This window comes from Candidatus Zixiibacteriota bacterium (assembly GCA_040753875.1).
GTDB lineage: Bacteria > Zixibacteria > MSB-5A5 > GN15 > FEB-12 > DATKJY01.
This window is the reverse complement of sequence record JBFMDV010000008.1, coordinates 1-20,258: the sequence shown is the minus strand read 5'-3', so window position 1 is coordinate 20,258 and position 20,258 is coordinate 1. Positions and strand designations below refer to the sequence as shown.

At 57.0% G+C, this 20,258-nt stretch carries 16 protein-coding genes; 12 read left to right on the top strand and 4 right to left on the bottom strand.

Going from position 1 to position 20,258, the window contains the following annotated elements; translation table 11 throughout:
• The first annotated feature begins 154 nt into the window (after positions 1–154).
• Positions 155–1,306, top strand: a complete 1,152-nt coding sequence (locus AB1644_04265) for a GNAT family N-acetyltransferase (GenBank protein ID MEW6050261.1) — start codon at positions 155–157, stop codon at positions 1,304–1,306.
• A 20-nt stretch (positions 1,307–1,326) separates the two neighbouring features.
• On the opposite strand, the gene AB1644_04260 is transcribed toward AB1644_04265, so the two are convergent.
• Positions 1,327–2,325: a GNAT family N-acetyltransferase gene (locus AB1644_04260; GenBank protein ID MEW6050260.1), complete on the bottom strand. Its 999-nt coding sequence runs from the start codon at positions 2,323–2,325 to the stop codon at positions 1,327–1,329.
• Between the two features lie 257 nt (positions 2,326–2,582).
• On the opposite strand from AB1644_04260, the gene AB1644_04255 reads away from it, so the two are divergent.
• From AB1644_04255 to AB1644_04220, 8 genes are read left to right on the top strand one after another with little or no spacing between them, the layout of a single operon-like run.
• The gene (locus AB1644_04255) at positions 2,583–3,617 is read left to right on the top strand and encodes a polysaccharide deacetylase family protein (GenBank protein ID MEW6050259.1); all 1,035 of its coding nucleotides are present in this window, start codon (positions 2,583–2,585) and stop codon (positions 3,615–3,617) included.
• A 47-nt stretch (positions 3,618–3,664) separates the two neighbouring features.
• Positions 3,665–4,939, top strand: coding sequence for a glycosyltransferase family 4 protein (locus tag AB1644_04250; GenBank protein MEW6050258.1), 1,275 nt, complete (start codon positions 3,665–3,667; stop codon positions 4,937–4,939).
• An 11-nt stretch (positions 4,940–4,950) separates the two neighbouring features.
• On the top strand, positions 4,951–6,471 hold the full coding sequence (locus tag AB1644_04245) for an oligosaccharide flippase family protein (protein MEW6050257.1): 1,521 nt from the start codon (positions 4,951–4,953) through the stop codon (positions 6,469–6,471).
• Entirely contained in the window at positions 6,468–7,667 is a 1,200-nt protein-coding gene (locus AB1644_04240) for a polysaccharide pyruvyl transferase family protein (protein ID MEW6050256.1), read from the top strand. The genes AB1644_04245 and AB1644_04240 overlap by 4 nt, the downstream gene beginning before the upstream one ends.
• Before the next feature lie 48 nt (positions 7,668–7,715).
• Positions 7,716–9,179, top strand: a complete 1,464-nt coding sequence (locus tag AB1644_04235; GenBank protein ID MEW6050255.1) for an O-antigen ligase family protein — start codon at positions 7,716–7,718, stop codon at positions 9,177–9,179.
• 41 nt (positions 9,180–9,220) lie between these two features.
• On the top strand, positions 9,221–10,252 hold the full coding sequence (locus AB1644_04230) for a FemAB family XrtA/PEP-CTERM system-associated protein (protein MEW6050254.1): 1,032 nt from the start codon (positions 9,221–9,223) through the stop codon (positions 10,250–10,252).
• Between the two features lie 10 nt (positions 10,253–10,262).
• Complete coding sequence (locus AB1644_04225) at positions 10,263–11,468, top strand: DegT/DnrJ/EryC1/StrS family aminotransferase (GenBank protein MEW6050253.1); 1,206 nt, start codon at positions 10,263–10,265, stop codon at positions 11,466–11,468.
• A 21-nt stretch (positions 11,469–11,489) separates the two neighbouring features.
• On the top strand, positions 11,490–12,563 hold the full coding sequence (locus AB1644_04220; protein MEW6050252.1) for a polysaccharide deacetylase family protein: 1,074 nt from the start codon (positions 11,490–11,492) through the stop codon (positions 12,561–12,563).
• 31 nt (positions 12,564–12,594) lie between these two features.
• On the opposite strand, the gene AB1644_04215 is transcribed toward AB1644_04220, so the two are convergent.
• Positions 12,595–13,050, bottom strand: coding sequence for a cupin domain-containing protein (locus AB1644_04215; GenBank protein MEW6050251.1), 456 nt, complete (start codon positions 13,048–13,050; stop codon positions 12,595–12,597).
• Positions 13,051–13,272: 222 nt separating this feature from the next.
• Between AB1644_04215 and AB1644_04210 the strand changes: the two genes are divergently transcribed.
• On the top strand, positions 13,273–14,136 hold the full coding sequence (locus AB1644_04210) for a prolyl oligopeptidase family serine peptidase (GenBank protein MEW6050250.1): 864 nt from the start codon (positions 13,273–13,275) through the stop codon (positions 14,134–14,136).
• Positions 14,137–14,261: 125 nt separating this feature from the next.
• Here the strand turns inward: AB1644_04210 and AB1644_04205 are convergent, their stop codons facing one another.
• Complete coding sequence (locus AB1644_04205; protein MEW6050249.1) at positions 14,262–16,022, bottom strand: methyl-accepting chemotaxis protein; 1,761 nt, start codon at positions 16,020–16,022, stop codon at positions 14,262–14,264.
• Between the two features lie 554 nt (positions 16,023–16,576).
• Here AB1644_04205 and AB1644_04200 point away from each other — a divergent pair.
• The gene (locus tag AB1644_04200; GenBank protein ID MEW6050248.1) at positions 16,577–17,926 is read left to right on the top strand and encodes a hypothetical protein; all 1,350 of its coding nucleotides are present in this window, start codon (positions 16,577–16,579) and stop codon (positions 17,924–17,926) included.
• 17 nt (positions 17,927–17,943) lie between these two features.
• Here the strand turns inward: AB1644_04200 and AB1644_04195 are convergent, their stop codons facing one another.
• The gene (locus tag AB1644_04195; protein ID MEW6050247.1) at positions 17,944–18,555 is read right to left on the bottom strand and encodes a response regulator; all 612 of its coding nucleotides are present in this window, start codon (positions 18,553–18,555) and stop codon (positions 17,944–17,946) included.
• A gap of 1,018 nt (positions 18,556–19,573) precedes the next feature.
• Between AB1644_04195 and AB1644_04190 the strand changes: the two genes are divergently transcribed.
• Complete coding sequence (locus AB1644_04190) at positions 19,574–20,158, top strand: hypothetical protein (protein ID MEW6050246.1); 585 nt, start codon at positions 19,574–19,576, stop codon at positions 20,156–20,158.
• Positions 20,159–20,258: the final 100 nt, after the last annotated feature.

Genomic DNA, 20,258 nt, shown 5'->3' with positions numbered 1-20,258 from the left:
TCCGCATTGCTTGACAGAGACTATACTCAGACATATCGTTGGCCAAAGTCAGGCTCCAGGTTGGGCAATTCCCTGATAATGCCGACAATGACCAACGTGCAGGTTCAGTACAACCTATTGTCGCGCAAATCGTTATTTTGTTAGGATCGGAACGGTGTACAGTATTCGGGTTTTTCGGGATATTGCCGCGTTCAACGAGCTCGCGCGTGAATGGGACGGCTTGTTGGCGCGATGTCGACGTCAGCCCCTTTTCCTGACCTTCGATTGGTTATCTGTCTGGCTCGGCGTCTATCTCAACCGGCAGCCCTTGCTGCTGCTGGCAGTATACCGGGAGGACAAACTGGTGGGTCTTGGCCCGTTTTACGTGCAGACACGCCGTCACTACGGCATGGTACCGCTGCGCGAATTGCGGATACTGGGGAGCGGCGAGGCCTGCCCGGACCATTTGGACCTGCTGCTTGACGAAGGACACGCTTTCGAGGCGGCTGCGGCTATCTGGCGATATCTCTGGGGTCCGCTGACGAGAGAGTGGGATGTAATTCGGCTCGACGCCATGGATGCCGGTTCGACCGCGCTGGCCATTTTCCGGAAACAGGCAGGGGAGGAACCGAGATGCGCTGTAGCCGAAATTGCGGACATCACCTCTTGTCCGTACATCCTTCTGCCGAACGACGCTCAGACGTTCATGGCGAGTTTGGGAAGCAAAACCCGCTATAACGTGGGCAAGAGCCGACGAATGCTGGAGGCCAAAGGAAACCTCCATTTCGAACAATGCACCCGCACCGACGATCTGCCGCGCTTCATGGGGACGTTGGTGGATCTGCATCAACGGGCGTGGCAGGCACGCGGGCTCCCGGGGAGTTTTGCCAGCCCATCGTTTCGCCGTTTTCATGAGCTGATCTCCGAACGGTATTTCCCCAAAGGACAGGTGGGGCTATTTGTGCTGTATCTGGATGAGACCCCCCTGGCAGCCACCTACGGCTTTGACCATCGCGGGGTACACTATGGGTATGTCATGGGGATGAGCACGACGGTCGATCCCAAAGTGAGCATGGGGCATGTGGTGATGGCGTATATGGTTGAGGCATTAACCGCGCGCGGATGTCGGGAGTTTGATATGCTCAGAGGAGACGAGCCGTACAAGTACCACTGGACTAGTGAAGAACGGCGCGACGTGACTCTGCAGTTCTTTCGCAGCAGCAACAGGTCCCTCTTCTATCTGGCGGTCCGCTCCGCGCGAAAATTCGCGCGGGCTGTAGTGAAGAAGATGCAGAGCAGGCCGGTCGACAGGACACCGACCAAATAGCACATCTGCCTGGGCACGTCTTACAGGAATTCGAAGTCACCGTCCCCGTCCACCAGGTGAATCCGCCCCCCTCCTGCGACCCTGTCCAGTATCTCGGGCGAGGCGAACATCGTGAGGCGATGAGTCTCCTTGAGATCGTAGAACCAACGGCGGGCCAATCGCCGCCGCAGTTCTGTCGACGTGCACCAGCAATACAAATTGGTGAAGCCGGCTCGTCTGAGGCATTTCCTGGCAAAGCGTATCGCGGCGTCCGGTTCATCGCCGGCGCCGATATCCCACACGATATCCACGATATGGCCAATCCGTCCCGCCACTCGCAGCACCAGAACCGACGACAGTTTGCCGTCGACCGTCCGGTAGATGACATGGTATCGTTTGTACGGATGGCGCAGATATCGCCACGTCATGTAAGCAGCGTCGCGAACGACTATCGCCGGATATCGCGGGGCTGCCCGTTGAAAGAACTCGTCAAATTCCGGACCGACAGAATCGACAAAGCGAAACTCGGAATCCGCCGATTCGGCAAGCCGGTCTTCGTGACCGTCGCCGCGCATCAGCCGGAGCTTGGAAAGGGCCCACCCGGACGGGGCGACAATACTGAGCAGGTAGCCGTTAGGCAAAACTGGACGGAAACCGAATTTCAGCCGAACGCCGTACATGCTGTCGGTGGTCCCTTTGGCGTACATGAGCGGCAGAGTATCGGCGCAGGTTTTCAGGAGCGTATCCATGATGCCACGACGTCGGTACTCGGGGTGCACCATGGAATCCGAAGCAAAGAACCCCGGATAACGCGCGCCGCCAATCAGGACGTCCGATGGAAAATGCGACAATGTCCCCACCAGCTTGCCATCCGCCTCGGCCACCAGTACCACCACCTCGGAACTTCTCGGATGGCTTATGTACTGCCATTGCCAGCGGCGCTCGAGAGGCTGAGAACTGCCGTATGTGGCGGCGTACAGATCAAATAGCCCTTGGGGGCCCTCGGCATGGAAATCAAGTCTACGGTACTGTATACTCATAGTCGTGAATCATTTGGCATTAGCGCCTGCGCCCGCAATTAGCCAAACGCCCGGTCCAAGTCAACCAGAACTCGCTGCGGAACAAATTGGGGCAATCGGAACGAATGTCCCGACAGACTGTTTATGCGGAAGGGCATTGACAAGTTCCTCGGCGGTAATTAGATAGTAGTGGTGCAGGGAGGAAAGCGGGGCGGCCGAAGACATCTGGTAGAGATGAACGTTCTGCCGATGAATAGAGGTATATCGGAGCGAATGGCGTGAGAACATTCCTTAAGACCATACTGTCCGGCATCGGGTATTACCGCTTGCGTTATCACGTGGTGACCAGCCTGAACAAACGGCTGCTCATCTTGATGTATCACGACTTGTCTCCGGCACCGGGACCGGGCAAGCCGGCATTGCCCCTGAGCGGCGAGTTGAGCAGTGCCCATTTCGAGGCCCATATACGCGTGCTGGCCGAGACCATCCGTACCATGACCGTCCAGCAGGCAGTCGAAGAAATGCGGGAGAAGGGGGGGCTTGCTCAGAACACCGTCGCGATAACCTTCGATGACGGCTACAAGTCGGTTCATTCACTCGCCTTCCCAATACTCAGAAAGTATGGTGTGGGGGCCACCGTCTTTTTGCTGACCGACTGGATCAACGGTCGCATGACACTGTGGTGGGAGGATCTGGCCGATCTGGTCCGTGCAGCCGATCTAACCAGGGTGGAACCAAAGCAACTCGGACAGTTGTTGGGATCTGATAATCTACGCCTGCCGGAAAAGCTGGGGAACGACAACCTCTCGCGGAGCCGGGTGCAGGACCGGGTATCCGGAGCCCTGATGGTGCTCGAAGATGGCCGCAAGCAGCAACTGTTATCCGATATCGGCAGGGCGCTGAATGCCGATGCCGGCTCGCCGAAACCGGACAAGTCTCCGCTGACCTGGGACCAAATACGCGAGATGTCGAACGACGGCTTCGAGTTTGCGGCGCACACCCGGTCACATCCAAACATGAGTTTCATCAGTCACGAAGCGGCGGAGGCGGAACTGATCGAGGGAAAGGCAGAGATCGAACGTCAGGTCGGCAAGCCGGTGACCGGGTTTGCGTACCCGTATGGCTACGACGTGGCGGGGTATGCGCGGTTTTCGCCTTTGCTCAAGCGGTTGGGGTATAGTTACGCCTGCACCAGTTGGTGGGGCAACGTGCGCGCCGATTCCGAGCCATATCTGCTGAACCGCAACACGCTTCCCGCGGTGACCACCAAACCGCTTATCCGCCGCGAGCTCTTTCTGGATCTGGCGGAATAGCCGGTCATCAGTATGGAAATCCTGCCACTCCTCACGAGTCGCGTATCATGAATATACTGCTGGTCACACCACGGGTACTCTATCCGGTCCTCAGCGGCGCGGAGCTCCGGATGTACAATCTGTTTATGGCGGTTCGGCAGCGCCATACCATTCACTGGCTCGGCCATGCCCGCCAGGAAATGATCGCCCCGGCGATAGAACATCTGTCCAGCCGATTTGCCTCGGTGGAATTATTTGCGACCGATTCCCGTCCGATGCAGCAGCGTTCGCGCTCAACGATGGATCGGTTCATGGAGATCTGGCGTGCCCCCATCGACTACTTTGATTATTTCAACTGCGACGGTTACTGGGACGATGTCCAGCGGGCGATCCTTCGCCGTATCGATGAAAGCACAATCGATGTGGTCTACATGTTCGGCTGGGGGATGAAACGGTATATGGACCCGGTGACCAAAATACCGGTGGTGTTCGATATCGTCGATAACCCGGTGGTGGCCACGGCCAGACGTATCCGCGAGACCAAAAGGCTGGTTGAAAAAGCGCGAGTGGTCAAAGAGTGGATGATGATGCGTCGCATGGTCACAAGGGAACTGGCCAAATCCCGCGACATTATCATGGTGTCGTACCAGGATGCCGAGGCGCTGCGGCCCCTCTGTCCGCAGACAAGCGTCACGGTCGTACCAAATGGTGTCGACAGTGAGTTCTACCGGCCGGGCGCATCGCGCAACACGGAACGGCCGGTGCTGATCTTTACCGGCGTGATGAGCTACGGACCGAACGTATCGGCGGCACTGTATTTCACCAGATCAGTTTATCCGCTCATTCGCAAAGAGATCCCGGACATTTCACTTCTGATCGTCGGGCGGTATCCGTCGAAAGAAGTTGCAGCGCTGCACAGCGCCGAGTTGGGGATCACCGTCACGGGTGGCGTGGACGACATTCGCGAGTATTTCGACAGAGCGATGATCTACGTCTGCCCGATCCGCTCGGGCGCCGGAATTAAGAACAAGATTCTCGAGGCTTGGGCCATGCAGAAACCGGTGGTGGCCACCAGTATGGCCTGCGAGGGAATCCAGGTGAGCCCGGGCGAAGATGTCATGGTGGCTGATGACGCGGCTGAGTTTGCCCGGCAGGTGGTGCATCTGGTGCGTGACAGAGAGCTACGGGAGCGACTGGCGGCCAACGGTCGGCGCAAAGTTGAACGCCAGTACAGTTGGGATGCCGGCGCGCATATGGTAGAAGAGGTGATGTCACGCCGCGTCGCCGAATATCGCGCCGGAAAACTCGCCCCGGCGGCGGATCCGTCATCCGCACGGCATTGAGTCACCTGCCCATGTTCCACGTCGTCAAGAATCTCGCCAAACACTCCGCCATCTATGGCGTCGGGGACCTGCTGTCCAAATCCATCGCCTTCGTCATGATCCCCATTTACACGCACTACCTTTCGACCGCGCAGTACGGCACGCTCGAACTCTTGGAGCTGACCTCCTATATCGTCGGCACGCTGCTGGCGATGGGGATCTCGCAGTCGGTGGTGCGCTACTACTACGAATACCAGGAGGAGGAAAAGCGCAATCAGGTGGTGTCGGTGGCGCTGATCACGATCTGGTGCGTCGCCGGGATCGCCTACATACCGCTTTTCTTCCTTTCGGACGGTATATCCAGTCTCGTGTTCAAGACACCGGACAATGGCCGCCTGTTCAACCTGGTGTTTCTCACGTTGCTCATCGGGCTGGCCAACGAGATCCCGATGACACTGCTTCGGATCAAGCAGAAGTCGGTCTCGTATGTGGCCATCTCCCTCATCCGACTCATTCTGAATCTGTCGCTTAATGTCCTGTTCATCGTTTATCTGAAGATGGGCGTATGGGGGATTCTCGTCAGCAGTCTTATTTCGGCCACGGCGATAGGTATCTATCTACTGATCTCCACACTCCGCGGAATCCGGCTCACGTATTCACGCGAGATCGCCCGCGCTCTTCTCACGTACAGCGTGCCGCTGGTGGGGAGCTGGGTTGGGATGTACGTGCTCAATTTTGGCGATCGTTTCTTTCTCCAGCGATTGGCTTCGCTGTCGGACGTGGGGATCTACTCGCTGGCGTACAAATTCGGCATGATGCCAAACTTTCTGGTGCTGGCGCCGTTCCTCCAGATCTGGGGCCCCAAGCGATTCGAGTTGGTGAAAGAACCGGACGCCAGGAGCATCTACGCGCTGGTGTTCACCTATTTCTGGTTCATCCAGTTGTTTCTCTCGCTGGGCGTGTCTGTCATGATCAAGGATGTGATAGCGATAGTCGCCGATGTCGAGTTCCAGAGCGCGTTTCAGTACGTTCCGCCCATCTTAGTATCATACATGTTCTATGGCGCCTATTCCTACGCACAGTTTGGCATCCTGCTGCAAAAACGCACCAAGTATCTGGCTTCGTTCGGGCTGATGGCGGCGGCGGTGAACCTGGCCGCCAATTTCATTCTCATCCCATGGCTCGGTATTTGGGGCGCCGCTCTGGCTACGTTGCTTTCGTTTTTCTTTCTTTTCATCACGGTGTTCGTCGCGGGCCAGAGGCTGTATCACATCCCGTACCAGACCGGGCGTCTGGTCACCATGACCCTCGTGGCCGTAGCCTTGTACGCTATTGCCTGGTTTGTTCGCCCTCCCGGTGTCTGGCTCTCGCTGGGAATCAAGTTTCTCATCGCTCTCACGTTTCCGTTCTTCCTGTATTTGTGTCGGTTCTATTCACACGAAGAGATTCAGAAACTCAAATCGCTGCGTAATCGTGTCACCGAGAAGGTCAAAGGCGGCATAGGTGTCGTGTGGACAAGTGCAACACGCGGTGACGACGGTGGCCTGCCGTGAAACGCCAGTTGGTCGCGATCCTCGGCTACTTTGGCTTCGCCAACACCGGTGATGAAGCCATTCTGCACTGCATGCTGGGAGAGCTTCGCAAGCTCCAGCAAGAACGTCCGCACCTCGATCTGGCGGTATTTTCCGGAGATGTGAAAACGACCGCCCGGATTCACGCTGCCACGGCGATTCCCAGTGTCCTGCCCACCACCTGGTTTGATTTTTTCTACCGCTTCGTGCGCGGTGACCGCGCCGGATACCGTAAGGCTCTGAAAACCTTCCGCAATATGGACACGCTCATAGTCGGCGGCGGCGGACTTTTTTTTGACCATGCCGATTCCAACGTCTGGTTCCGTAAGACCCTCCTTAAGATCGACTGGGCCAAACGGCTCGGCAAGCAGGTAGTAGTCTTCGGCGTCGGCGTTGGACCTTTGCACCTCGCCGAGTCCCGTGAGCTCCTTCGCAAGACCTTATCATCGGTCGATCTGATCACGGTCAGGGACGAAGAGTCCGCCCGGCTTCTGAACGAAATTGGTGTCGACGGACCACCGGTTCACACGACCGGCGATTTCGTATTCCTTCTCGAACCGGCGCCGAAAGACCGAATCGATCAGATACTTGCCGCAGAGAAACTGCATCTCTCGGAACGACCGCGGATCGGCATCTGCCTTCAGGGTGACTATGTTAAGAGACCGGTGATGAAAGAGAGCATGGTGCGGTTCTGCGAATACGCCCTGGGCACGCTGGGTGCGGATCTATGGTTCATACCTATGCAGACAGGTGGCGGCTTCGACGACCGGCCCGGTGCCCGGGAAATAGCAAGCGAGCTGTCGGGCCGCGACCGGATATCCCTGATCGAGGGACAGTACACCCCCTGGGAGACAATGGGACTTATGGCCCATTGCCATGCTATCTTGGGAGTCAGATTGCATGGTGTTATTCTGGCGATGAACAACCACACGCCGGTATTCGGGATCTCCTATATGCCCAAAGTGGAACGCGTCTACAAGGAATTGGGACGGCCGGATTGGCAGATCGGGATCGACGATCTGACGCCGGAGACGCTGATCGAGGGTTTCGGCAGACTCTGGAATGACCGGCAGCAGGTGGCCGCAGAGCTTGCTCGCGCCCATCGGGACCTTCGCCAACGGGCGCTTGCCAATTTTGCGCTGCTGGCAGAAAAACTTGACGTGCGGCATCGCCGGTAAGATGTTTCCCTCAGAATCGCCACATGACGGCGACCATCACAGGTCACTATGGAAACAGAAGACAAATCTGCAGTCTTAGCCGGTCGACCACACGGGATCGAGTCAGCCGCTCCGATTATCACGGGAAAGGTGATCGGGTATGCGGCGCTGATTCTCCTTTCGGTCGCCGCCGCCGTGACTTTTTTGCTGCTGCCGGGAAAGTTTCAACCGGTTATGCTGTTCGTGTTTCCCGCCATCGTGATTGGTATATGGGTGCTCAAAAATCCGTGGGTCGGCATCTATCTCTTCTACTTGTACAACCTGCTTCGCCCGTACGATTTCATTCCGGCGCTCCAGCCGCTTCGCCTGGCCATGGTGCTGGAGATCCTGACCCTTATCTCCTGGGTCATTTATATTATCCGAAGCAAGACCAGTATCAAGTGGTCGATCTTCAATTGGGGGTACCTCGGTTTCCTCGGCGTGATGGCGCTTGGCGTCGCCATGGCGGCCAACAACAGGATGGCCTATGACACGCTCGAAGCCATGCTCATCACCTTCATCATGTTCCTGATCGCCACCAACGTGGTGGACTCACTTGACCGCCTGAACAAACTGGTCTGGTTGGTACTGCTCATCAACCTGTATTTCGCAGTCCAGGGGACGATCAATCGCGAGGTCCTTCACGTGGTGGTGCGTGGGGAGGCGGCCAGCGGACGGGTGGGCAGCGGCTATATCGCGGACGAGAACGATTTTGCCCTGGCGCTGGTGGTCTGGGTTCCCTTCGCTTTTTTCATGTTCCAGTATTTTCGAAGTATCAAGCTCAAACTGATCAGCGTGTTTATCCTTCTGGTTTTTCTGTGGGGCGTGGTGAGCAGCATGTCGCGCGGCGGCATGGTGGCCCTCATGGCAGCGCTGCTGTATTGCCTTCTGAACTCGCCGAACAAGGCACGGAGTCTCGCCATGGCGTTCGTAGTCGTGCTGGGATTCGCGGCAGTGGCACCGGGATACTACTGGCACGAGATGGCCTCCATGACTCAGACCGAAGAAGGCACGGCCGAGGAACGGCTTCTCTCCTGGCAGGCGGCCGGACGTATGTATCTTGATTATCCGGTCATCGGTGTCGGACCCGGCAACGGCGGCATACATTTTCCGCGATATATCCGGGGCGTGTCGAATCCGGATCGCTACTGGGGTCGTGCGTTCCACGGGACATTGCCGCAGGTTCTGGCGGAGGTCGGGACAGTCGGCTTCCTGTTCTATGCGTTCATGGTCGTGTATGCGGTGAAGCAACTCCGACGAATAAAGCGAAAACTGCCGGATACCGCCGACAGCGAACGAGTGGGCTTCATGGCCAATTCTCTCATCGGCGGCCTGATCGCGTATTTTGCGGGAGCGACATTCCTGTCGACCATCTATTACCCACATCTGTGGATCCTGTACACGTTTATTATGATTTTACTTCATGTTTCCAGCCAGAGGACTCTGCTCGAACCGTCAACACCTGCACAGCCCGCGCTGGAGAAGGTCGGTTGAGCATGGCCGTGAATCTCACTCGGCAGTTCTGATTATCTCCCATGACACGAATAGCCCCCTACGATTCCTCATACGCCGATGCCTGGGATGAGTACGTTACCCGTTCTCCCCACTCGACAATTGCGCACCGATCGGGCTGGCGCGATGTCATGGCTGAAGGGCTGGGGCACACGCCGCTGTATCGAATGGCACTCGACGGCCAACGTCTCACCGGAATCCTGCCGCTGTTCCTGGTTACTACCTGGTGGCGGACCAGGTATTTAGTGAGTCTTCCCTGGATTGATTACGGCGGTATCTGCGCCGATGACGAAAGTACAGAACAGGCATTGCTCGCTGAGGCGCGGCAACTCGCCTCGGCGCACGGTGTCGAATTTGTTGAATTCCGATCCGTCGAACAACAACCGCTGGACCTCACGACCCGAACCGATAAGGTGACATTCCTAATGCCTCTTGAGTCCGATTCTGAAATCGTATGGAAACGCTTCGACGCCAAGCTGCGAAACCAAATCCGGAAATCGGAGAAGTCGGGCCTGACGACCGAGTTCGGAGGGGTGGATAAGCTCGATTCATTCTATCGGGTCTTTGCGTACAACATGCGGGATCTGGGCACGCCGGTTTGGGGAAAGCATTTCTTCCGCGCGATTCTCAGGCAGTTTCCCAACAGCGCCCAGCTTATTTTGGTGAAGAGAGACAACGAAGTTATCGCCGGGGGGCTGGTCCTGTCGTTCAAAGATCGCGTGTATGTGCCATCGGCATCATCGTACCGATGGTCGCTCAGCTACTGCCCCAATCACGCGCTCTATTGGGCGGTTATCAGGTACGGGTGCGAGCACGGTCTGAAATATCTGGACTTCGGTCGTTCGAGTTGGGATGGCCCCACGTTTAATTTCAAGAAACAATGGGGAGCACCACCCACCCAACTTCACTGGCAGTACGCGCTCCATAAAGCGCCGGACCTGCCCGCCATCAATCCCGGCAATCCCAAATACCGACTCTTTATCAAGTTGTGGCAAAGACTCCCGCTGAGGGTTGCCAATTGGCTCGGACCGCGGGTGATCCGGAATTTCCCGTGATGGCGTCCACATGAAACCTTTCTATCTGCTCCCTCCTTCCGGCACGCCGATCACCCTTGATGAATTGGCGCACGCGCTCTGGAGTCGCGCAACGTCCGGTTCGCCCGACTTGTTCGGGCAAAAACTGGTCTCGCTCACGGGCGCCCTGAGTATTCATCTGGTCAACAGCGGACGGACCGCGCAGTATCTCCTGATGAAGGGTATGGCCGACATCGCCGGTCACCAGAGGAACGAGGTGGTCATGCCTGCCTACACCTGTTTCTCGGTAGCGGCTTCAGTGACACGGGCCGGACTGAAAATACGGTTGGTCGATATTGACCCGCTCACCATGGACTACCGATACGACGAACTTGAGACGATAGACTTTTCGAATGTCCTGGCGATCACTGCCTGCAATCTGTTCGGGATCGTGAGCAATTGGGAACGGTTATTGTCCATTGGCAGGACGAAGAATGTTTTCCTGATCGATGACGCCGCCCAGTCGCTTGGCGCCAGTCATGCCGGGCGAATTTCCGGAACATTCGGAGATGGCGGCTTCTACAGCCTTGATCGAGGGAAGAACCTCTCCACATATGCCGGTGGCGTGATCGTCACTTCCGATCAACGGTTAGGTGAATACCTGGACAGCGCGATCAAAGCGTTCCCATCGCCCGGCGTGATAACGGGGTTGGCGCTGCTTGTCAAGCTTCTCTTGTACAAGCTCTTTCTTCATCCGCGGTTCTATTGGTTTCCCAATCTGCTGCCGTTTCTGGGGCTCGGAGAGACTGAATACAATCCCGACTTTCCAATAGCAAAACTCTCACGCCTTCAACAATCGCTCGGCGCGCTCGTCATTGATCGCCTCAGCTCTCTGACTCAGACTCGAAGGGATAACGCCCGCAAACTGGCAGAACCGATACTGGCAACCGGTCGATTCCAGATCGCCGGGTATTCCGAAACGGATTGCCCTGCGTACCTGCGCCTGCCGGTCCTGGCGCCCGACAGCACCACGCGTGACCGGATGGTCATGTCGCTTCGACATGCCGGCGTCATGTCCTCCACCATGTATCCGTCTACCATCGCGGCGATTCCAGAGCTGCGGTCACTCCTGGTTAACCCCGAAGCTCCGTTCCCGGGAGCAGCACGTGTGGTGGCCTGTCTGTTCACGTTGCCGACCCATCCTTATGTGCGTGACAAGGACGTAGCCCGCATAGTATCTTGTCTGTGCGAAGGGTAACCGGGCATCCGGCATTTCTACATGAGACGCTTTATCAAACATCTGTTGGCCTCGGCCTGCTACTATAGCGGCTTGATGGCCCTCCTGAGCCTGGCGCGGCGACTATCGGGCCAAACAGAACCGTACATGATACTCATGTATCATCGGGTGGTCGAGGATATCCGGTCACGGACCGAGTATACGCAAGCGGGAATTAACATTTCGCTGGCTGCGTTCGAAAAACAGATGGCGTTCCTGGCGAAAGAGTATTCAGTCGTTCCGCTTGGGCAGCTGGTGGCACATCTCCAACAAGGGACACCACTGCCGCGACGAGCGCTGGTGATCACGTTCGATGACGGCTGGCGCGACAACTTCACGCTGGCATACCCGATACTCAAGAAATACGACCTTCCGGCGACCATCTTCGTCTCCACGGATTTCATCGAAAGCGCCGAGAAGTTCTGGTTTCTGCGAGTCGGGTTCTATCTGGAGGAAGGAAAACTGACCACCGCGCAACTCGCCGACGTGCTCCAGGAACTGTACGGCGACAACGGCGGCGAGCAACATGGGAAGACGGTGACGCGCGACTATCTTGAATGGGTCGCTTCCGACCACGATAGATTCATGGAGGCGCTCAAAGAGCTTGACCAGAAGAATCTCCGCAGGGCGCTGGGCGAGTTAATGTGTCGGAGCCGACTCACTGACGATAAATGGCCCGACCGGCGGTGGACACTCTCGTGGGACGATATTCGCGCCATGGACCCGTCCCTCATCGAGATCGGGTCGCACGCCCGGTCACACCAGATCCTCACCCAGATGTCGTCGGCGGAGATCCGGCGCGAACTGGTGGAATCAAAACTCCTCATCGAGGAGAAGACCGGACGTCCCGTAACCTCAATAGCCTATCCCAATGGCGACCATAACGAGGAGGTCCGCCGTCTTGCCCGTGAGACCGGCTATCACTGCGGTATCGCTACGCACAACCCGGAAGGGACGGCGCTGATGCGTGACATATATGCACTACAGCGGGTCGGCGTGCACGAGGGTGTATCATCGACCGCCACCGGCCGCTTCTCCCCGGCGCTCTTCGCCTGTTACCTGCGGCGGCTGTTCTGATACTTGCCGCCTCTCTGGCGCCTGGCAATCCTCACAACGGAAACGACAGAATGGCGTGCCGATTGGCCACTTTCTGTGCTCGTTCCGCATCGAGCGCCTGGGCTCTGGTCAGACGGTCCATCTCCTCAAAATAGTGTTCCACACCCGACGGTGTATAAATCGCGAGGAGCCGACCCGGCATGTCCCCGGTGTTCTTGTACGTATGCATGGTCCGACGCGCAAAACGGATGAATTCGCCAGGTTTTGCATGAATGATCCGTTCTCCCTGCAGGAAATCGAAACTCCCCTGCAAGACATAGTACGCTTCCTCTTCATGCAGATGGACGTGAGGCGGCGGTCCGCTGTGAGGTGCTACGGTGACCTCAAACACCGAGATGGCGTCGCCGCATTCTTCGCCCACCAGCTTGCACGCGACATGATCCCCCAAGACAGAATAGACTTTGCCCCGACCCGGTTTGCGGCGAGTAATAGCCGAGTACATGGCCATGACGAGCCCTTTCCTGGTTCGATGTGAGTATATTGTGCTCAACCTGTCGAACCATTATACGCACAACAGCATTCTTCGGTTGGATTGAGTGGTGTTAATCAATACACTCGCATGCGCTGGTGACAGAAAAATGACACGATGACTCCCCATCTGACGCTCGACCGGTGATCCGGTACAGATTGGACTCGCCGATATTCCCTTTGACACCGTATATTCGCATCCATGCAGCCTACCGGCACGATTCTTGATACCGAAACGGTCGAACTGAACCGCTACGCTCATGCGACCGTCAAACGGATGTACGGTGTCCGGGTGATCGAAGATACCATAGTGGAACGGATAACCTATCTGTCCGATGGTCTGAAAGTAAAAGGGTATGTCACACGTCCCAAAGAACCGGGCGTGTATCCGATGCTCATCTGGAACCGGGGCGGGTTTGGGGACCGTGGGGCGCTCGATGATCTGACCGCATATCTCATTCTTGCATCCGCCGCCGTGTGGGGCTACGTCGTACTGGCTACCCAGTATCGCGGCAACAAGGGGGGCGAAGGGACCGAGGATTTTGGCGGCGACGATGTCAACGATGCCTTCGCCATGCTGGAAGTAGCCAAGAACATACCGGAGTGTGACCTCTCGCGCGTAGCTGTCGAGGGGGCCAGCCGCGGCGGCATGACCACCTACCAGCTTCTGACTCGCTATGACAAATTTCGTTGCGCCATAGTCCATGCCGGCTTGACCGATCTCGCTGCTCGATGCGCCGCCAATGAGGACTTCCGCAAGTTCATGCGGCAGAAACTTTCGCATCTGACCGAGGATCAGCTTCAGGCAGAAGTGCGCCGCCGCTCCGCAATCAACCTGGTTGCACAGTTTCCCAAGACAACACCTGTGCTCCTGTTTCATGGCACTGCTGATAAGCGAGTACCGATCGAGCAATCACAGCGCATGGCGAATGAGCTGAAGAAACACGATATTCCGTATGAATTCGTGATTCTCGAGGGGGCAGGACATGTGGCGCTCAAAGACGGCAGCTACAAACAGATTGATCTCCATAGGAAAGCATGGCTGGAGAGATACCTCCAGTCGTAAACGGGATCGAAGACCTGCGCATGTGCGGTGACACCCCTCGCAGGTGTGCCCGAGGTCTCGTTTCAGCGGAATCGTACCTGATTAGGTACAGCACTGAGCGCCGAGATCTCAAATGGCACAACCAGTCACTGTCTGATTCTGAACTCCTCGATTGTTCTCTGCAGTTCTGTCGCCTGTTGGTTCAGAAGTCCGGCGGCCTGCGCCGACTGAACCGCACCGGCGGAGTTCTCATCGGCAAATTGCGATATCTCCTTGATGCTCGAGGTGATCGATTCGGCGGCCAGATTCTGCCGCATGGAGGCATGCGCCAGCTCCTCGATGACCGATTCCAATTCGTTCGCAATGCGAATGATCTGGTCGAGTTTCTCACCTGCTTTGACACTCATTTCCCGTCCAGCGGTCACTTCCCCGATCCCGGTGTGCATAGCACTCACGGCATCGTTGGTCTCATTTTGGATACCGCGGATCATTGCGGTGATCTCGCCGGTGGCCTTGGTAGTGCGCTCGGCGAGCTTGCGGACCTCGTCGGCAACGACGGCAAAACCACGCCCCTGGTCACCCGCACGCGCTGCCTCGATGGCGGCGTTGAGTGCGAGTAAATTGGTCTGATCGGCTATATCGTCGATGACACCAATGATCTCGCCGATGTGCTCGGCAGATGTCGACAGCCCCTCGATGGTTTTTGCGGCGCGTGTTACGACCTCGTTGATCCTCGTCATGCCGTCGACGACACTGTAGACAGCTTTCCCTCCCTCGACGGCAGCTCCTGACGCCGTCGACGATTTCACTGCGGCCTCCTTCGTCTGTTCGGCACTCAGTGTCAGAACTTCCTTCATATCTTCGACTGAGGCGACGATCGACCTCACCTGCTCATTCTGTCCTTTCGCCGTAGCCGACATCTGTTCGGCCGAGGACGCCACCTCGGTTGCGGCCGAGGATACGTTGCGCGCGTTGTCCGACACCTGACGAATGGTCACAAGCAGGTTGTCGCTCATGACCTTGAATGACGATCCGAGAATATCTTTGTCGGAGGATGGCTGCACCTCGACAGTGAGATCCTTGCCCGCGATGCGCTGTGCGCTCTGGGAGAGGTTCTGCATGTAGCGCATGACATCACGGAATGACCGCGCCAGGACGCCGATCTCATCGCGCGCCTCGACGGTAATCGATTGCTCGGTGTTTCCCTTTGCGACCGCATCTGCAACGCCGGCAAGGGCGCGAATAGGACGAACGATCTGCGCGACAACGATCATAGCGAACACAATACACGCCACGACAACGCAAGCCGCGACCGTCAATGTGAATGACGCGCTGCCGGCAATCTGCTCACGAGCATCACGATCTGCGGCCACGATCGCATCATTTTCACGCCGGACAATATCGTCGATCACCTTCCGGTGAGCGACGTACAGTGTCGAAAGTTTGTCATCAAGAATGCGCCGTGCTGAGGTGTAGTCGCCGCGCCGGAGAGCCGGTACATACTCCGACTCTACAACCGCGAAGAACTCTCGACCCAGTTCAGGCGACGTTACGGTGATCTTTTCCCGGATGTCGCCCTCCGCGAGTGTGTCCCGCCAGAACGTTGTCCGTGCCTCAAAATCCTGCTTCAGGCGATTCAGATTTTCCACGTGTTGGTTGAGGGCCTCTCGCGAAGCCGGCAGCGCCATTTGATGCGCTACGAGGTACGATTCCACAATGTAACACGGCGGCGGCAGGACATCCGCCAGGAGGTCCTTTCCAAGGGAAACATCGCGGAACACCTCGCCATCCTTGAGCCCGTTAAGGAGCGAATGACTCATAAGCCCAAAGATGACAAATCCCGCAATGAACATCCCTACAAGGAGTGACAGCTTGCTCTTGATGGACAGGTTGTGTAGAAAATTCACACGACTCTCTTTACGTTGGTGGCTCTTGTTCTCACGTCAACAGAACGAATTGCACGGCGATGATGGTCGGCGAATTCGGGAACTCCGCAGACGACCGATGATGCAACAACTCGCTTCCCATTATCTTCTCCCGCCGCGGACCGCAATCGCCATTAGTCGTAGACCGACTGAGGTATTGTACGGGTCTGTCGTAATAGACTCTATCGTACATTATCGGTGCGTCATCTCTGTCCTTTAGCGAGAACGGCTCATCGGACAACGCACCTAATCCAAGTTGAACACCAAGGTTCAAGCGCCTGTCCCACTGAGCGTATGAAGTTTGATGATGGATGAGTTAACAGCCCAAAGCGCAGAACCGCCTTGGGTTGTCGACACCGCGATGGATCACGGAGCAATCAGCAGTGACGCCCAACGGCACAGCAATTTTCTGATGTACGACAATGAGTAGTCGAATGCTCTGTGATGAGGAGTCGGTTCGTCCTGTGGGTGTATCCTCCCCGCCCGACGATGCCACGCCATCGGAAGGTATACGATAACCGCGGAGGATGGATAGGATGGCCACGGTGAGGAGAGCGTTTGTTCTAATACTGGTCTCGCTGGTCAGTTCAACTCTGGCGGCCCAGGAATATATCATCATCGGATGGAACGACCTTGGCATGCACTGCAGCAACAGAGACTTCTCCAAACTGGTCGTTCTGCCCCCATTCAATAACGTCAGGGCGCAGGTGATTCGAGTGGGAGACTCTCTCAACCTGCCGGCCGTGATGACGGCAAACCTTCGAGTCACGTATGAGATCCCCGGCAATACCTGTTCGGTAGGCAAGACCAATTTTTGGGACTTCGAGGACCAGATCTTCGGCGTCAACCTGCCGCCGAACATCGGCCTGACCGGCTCCGGCCTCTCCGGCGAGATGGCGCCGGTCGAGAACTACTTTCATGTGACCGGCGTGCCGATCACACCGTACACCGATGCCGACCTGGCGAACGAGGACCCGTTCCAATTGGGACTTCTGACGCTATACACTAACGGTGGCCAGATGCTGGCCACGGCCCCACCAGTGGTGCCTGTCTCCAACGAGATCAACTGCGTCGGCTCGGGCTGCCACTCCGGCGAACAATCGATCCTGAATCAGCACGCCTCGGAAGCGGGATTCGATCCAACCCAGACGCCCATTCTCTGCGCTTCCTGCCACTCATCGCACGCCTTGGGGACACCCGGAAGGCCGGGGCTGCCATCGTTGTCGGAGGCTGTGCACAAGCATCACGGCGAACGCACCAACGACTGCTACAAATGCCACCCCGGTCCCAACACCCAGTGTCTTCGCGACGTGATGAAGACCGAACACGGGTTCACCTGCCAAAGCTGCCACGGAAGCGTCAAGCAGGTGGGCGAGAGTATCAGCGACGGGCGCGAGCCGTGGCTGGAAGAGCCGTCGTGCGGCGCGACCGCCTGTCATGGGCCGCAATTCGGCGAGGAACCCGGCAAACTGTTCCGCGAATCGCGAGGACACGGGGGCCTGTTCTGCAGCGCCTGTCACGGCGAGCCACATGCAATCGTGCCGAGTGGCGAACCCCGCGACAACGTCCAGAATATCGCGCTCCAGGGATACGCCGGAACGCTCAATAAATGTTCAGTTTGTCATGGTGTTACGCCAACCGGAGCAGGGCCGCACGGAATCACAGCCTCGCAATGCTGTACCGGCACCACCGGCGATCTGGACCAGTCCGGCAGCATCGATATATCAGACCTTTCGATGATGATCGATTTTCTGTTCTTCAGCGGCGCACTGGGACCTTGCGGCGTGGCGAACGATGTTGACCGGAACGGTTCGATCGATATCTCCGACCTTCAGACACTGATCGACTTCCTGTTCTTCAGCGCGACTCTGCCGAGTTGCCCATAAGGCCGGCTTGTGGACAGCTATTGCGTCGCCTTGCTCTCTTCGCGTTCCGGGTAATACTTCTCAAGGCATTCCGGACAAAGCCCGTGGCTGAACTGCGCCTCGGAATGCTCCTGGACATATTTCTCCAGCCGTTCCCACGAACGCTCGTCGTTGAGCATTTTGTGGCAGTGCATGCAGATGGTGACTATGCCGCGAAGGGTTTTGATTTCGCGAAGCGAAAGCTCCAGTTCCTGGATCTTGTGTGACAAGCCCAGCTGCAGTTCGAGGACCCGCTTCCCGACGGCCATGCGCGCCCGCAGCTCTTCTTTGTGAAACGGCTTGGTCACGTAATCGTTGGCGCCCGCCTCCAGCCCCTTGATCACTTCATCCTTGGAATCACAGGCGGTCAGGAGTATGACGTATGACGGCATCCCTTTTTCATGTTTGCGGAGAAGGCTGCAGATCTCGACCCCGGTCAGCCCGGGCATGACCCAGTCCAGAATCACCAGACTCGGCTCGGTCTGTTTTTTGAGGGCATCCCAAACGTCGGCGCCGTTTTCGAACGAGACCACCTCGAAGCCCCACTGCTTGATGATCGATTCCAGCATCCGCCGCGAAGTGTTGCTGTCATCGGCGATGACGATTTTCATAGGTCCTCCGCGGTCCCAACGCATGCGCGCTCCCGCCTGCAATCTGCTGGTTGGTCCGTTCTTTTCCGGTGGTCGCTGACCATTCCCCTCCCCACCAGGTGGGTTGTGCCGGCTATATTCTGTCTGCCATGTTGTCGCCCGAACACATGAGAATTATATCGGACGAATAAGGTGGATGGATTAGCCCGCCCTTCTGTGCGCGGCCAACGCCCCGACATGTGTATCCCATCTGAGAGATGGGTTCCCAGTTTCTATCACGACTCCGCGGGATATATTGCCGAAATCCCGTGATATTTTTCCCGTCTCGCTACTGCGGCACTTGGCCGGGTGGGGAAACGGAGCAACCGTGGACCCAGTCGATGTCTGGGCTACACGTTGACATTGTGGTGTCGGGCGTCCCCGCCCGACATCGCGTTGATTCGAGACGCCGCCATTGCCAGCCCGTCCGTCTGGTAGAACCGAACGTACGACCCCGTGTCCAGTAAACGGCGCACGTCCGCGTGTGCCGACAGTCGGCAGACCGGGAGGTCTGCCGTTCACGGGGGAAGTGCGCCGAACCAACCCAGTGCGACTCCTTTGCCCCACCCCCTGCCGTCGGTTCGAGCGCAGTCGAGAACCGATCCCTGTGGTGTCAGGTCCTGCCGTCGGTTCGAGCGCAGTCGAGAACCGATCCCTGTTGTGTCGGGTCCTGGCGTCTGCCGAAAGGCGGACGTTGTGACCTGACACGCTTTGGTTGGTAGCCCGCCATTTTGGGTTTGTTTGACAAGGCCTCGCCGAATCGTCATCGCGACAAGCAAGTTGTTGTGGCCCAATGACTGTTTGGGTTTGTTTGCGCGTTTTTTGTTTTTGCAGCCGATCTGCTTTCCACTAGCAGACATGGTACTCCCTTGCTGTTTATATAGAGGGAGCGGGGACGGGAATTGCTACGGATTGGAGGGGAAAGTGGGGGGGAGCGACTGATTAGCAGGTCGACTGACTGCGATTGGAGCTACTGAGCCATTATTGTTGCGAAAACCCTATGCAGCCACGACATTTACCTAAGCTGGACTTTACGCACAAGCGGCTCCAAAGTATGACTGCAAAGATAGCTACAAACGAACGGGAGTTTACTGGTCAGGTGGTCAGTTGGTTGAATGAGCTGCTGGACCATGGTGCCTATCCTTTCCGTGAGATCACGGGCGAGACGACAATTCATACTGGCAAGAAGAAGCTACGTTTTCCGGATGTACAACTCTGGCTTAACCGAAAGGCTGGCTTAGCATTTTGCGGATGGGAGTGCAAGCCACCGACGGTCGCAGTGGATGACTCTGAACTCCTAGGAAATGCAGCCGAGAAAGCGCGGGCCATTCGCGCTGACTTTTTCGTCACGTGGAATATGCGCGATACTGTAATCTGGCGCACGCCCCCAGTTGGGCAGAATGTAACTCATACACACAGGTACTACGCTTACGGATCGCTGACTGACATACGCGAAATCGAAGACCTTTGGGATGAAGCGTGTCACGCTCAACTGAGGGAGCGAGCTGCCCAAATTCTGCGGGACATGGCGATCTTGCATCGAGAAGGGCATCTCAATCTAGAACCTGTCTCAAAATTGCTTTAGCAGGATGAGGGTACAGGCGAGTTGTACAAAGCCCAGGAAATTAGCGGTGTAGTATTCCCAACGCACGAGGATACGTCGCTGCCACTGGAGCCACGAAAAG

Excerpts from the sequence above, each read along its gene's own strand:
- AB1644_04260 (MEW6050260.1), bottom strand. The coding sequence starts at position 2,325 with ATGAGTATACAGTACCGTAGACTTGATTTCCATGCCGAGGGCCCCCAA.
- AB1644_04250 (MEW6050258.1), top strand. The coding sequence starts at position 3,665 with ATGAATATACTGCTGGTCACACCACGGGTACTCTATCCGGTCCTCAGC.
- AB1644_04245 (MEW6050257.1), top strand. The coding sequence starts at position 4,951 with ATGTTCCACGTCGTCAAGAATCTCGCCAAACACTCCGCCATCTATGGC.
- AB1644_04235 (MEW6050255.1), top strand. The coding sequence starts at position 7,716 with ATGGAAACAGAAGACAAATCTGCAGTCTTAGCCGGTCGACCACACGGG.
- AB1644_04230 (MEW6050254.1), top strand. The coding sequence starts at position 9,221 with ATGACACGAATAGCCCCCTACGATTCCTCATACGCCGATGCCTGGGAT.
- AB1644_04225 (MEW6050253.1), top strand. The coding sequence starts at position 10,263 with ATGAAACCTTTCTATCTGCTCCCTCCTTCCGGCACGCCGATCACCCTT.
- AB1644_04220 (MEW6050252.1), top strand. The coding sequence starts at position 11,490 with ATGAGACGCTTTATCAAACATCTGTTGGCCTCGGCCTGCTACTATAGC.
- AB1644_04215 (MEW6050251.1), bottom strand. The coding sequence starts at position 13,050 with ATGGCCATGTACTCGGCTATTACTCGCCGCAAACCGGGTCGGGGCAAA.
- AB1644_04210 (MEW6050250.1), top strand. The coding sequence starts at position 13,273 with ATGCAGCCTACCGGCACGATTCTTGATACCGAAACGGTCGAACTGAAC.
- AB1644_04200 (MEW6050248.1), top strand. The coding sequence starts at position 16,577 with ATGGCCACGGTGAGGAGAGCGTTTGTTCTAATACTGGTCTCGCTGGTC.
- AB1644_04195 (MEW6050247.1), bottom strand. The coding sequence starts at position 18,555 with ATGAAAATCGTCATCGCCGATGACAGCAACACTTCGCGGCGGATGCTG.
- AB1644_04190 (MEW6050246.1), top strand. The coding sequence starts at position 19,574 with ATGCAGCCACGACATTTACCTAAGCTGGACTTTACGCACAAGCGGCTC.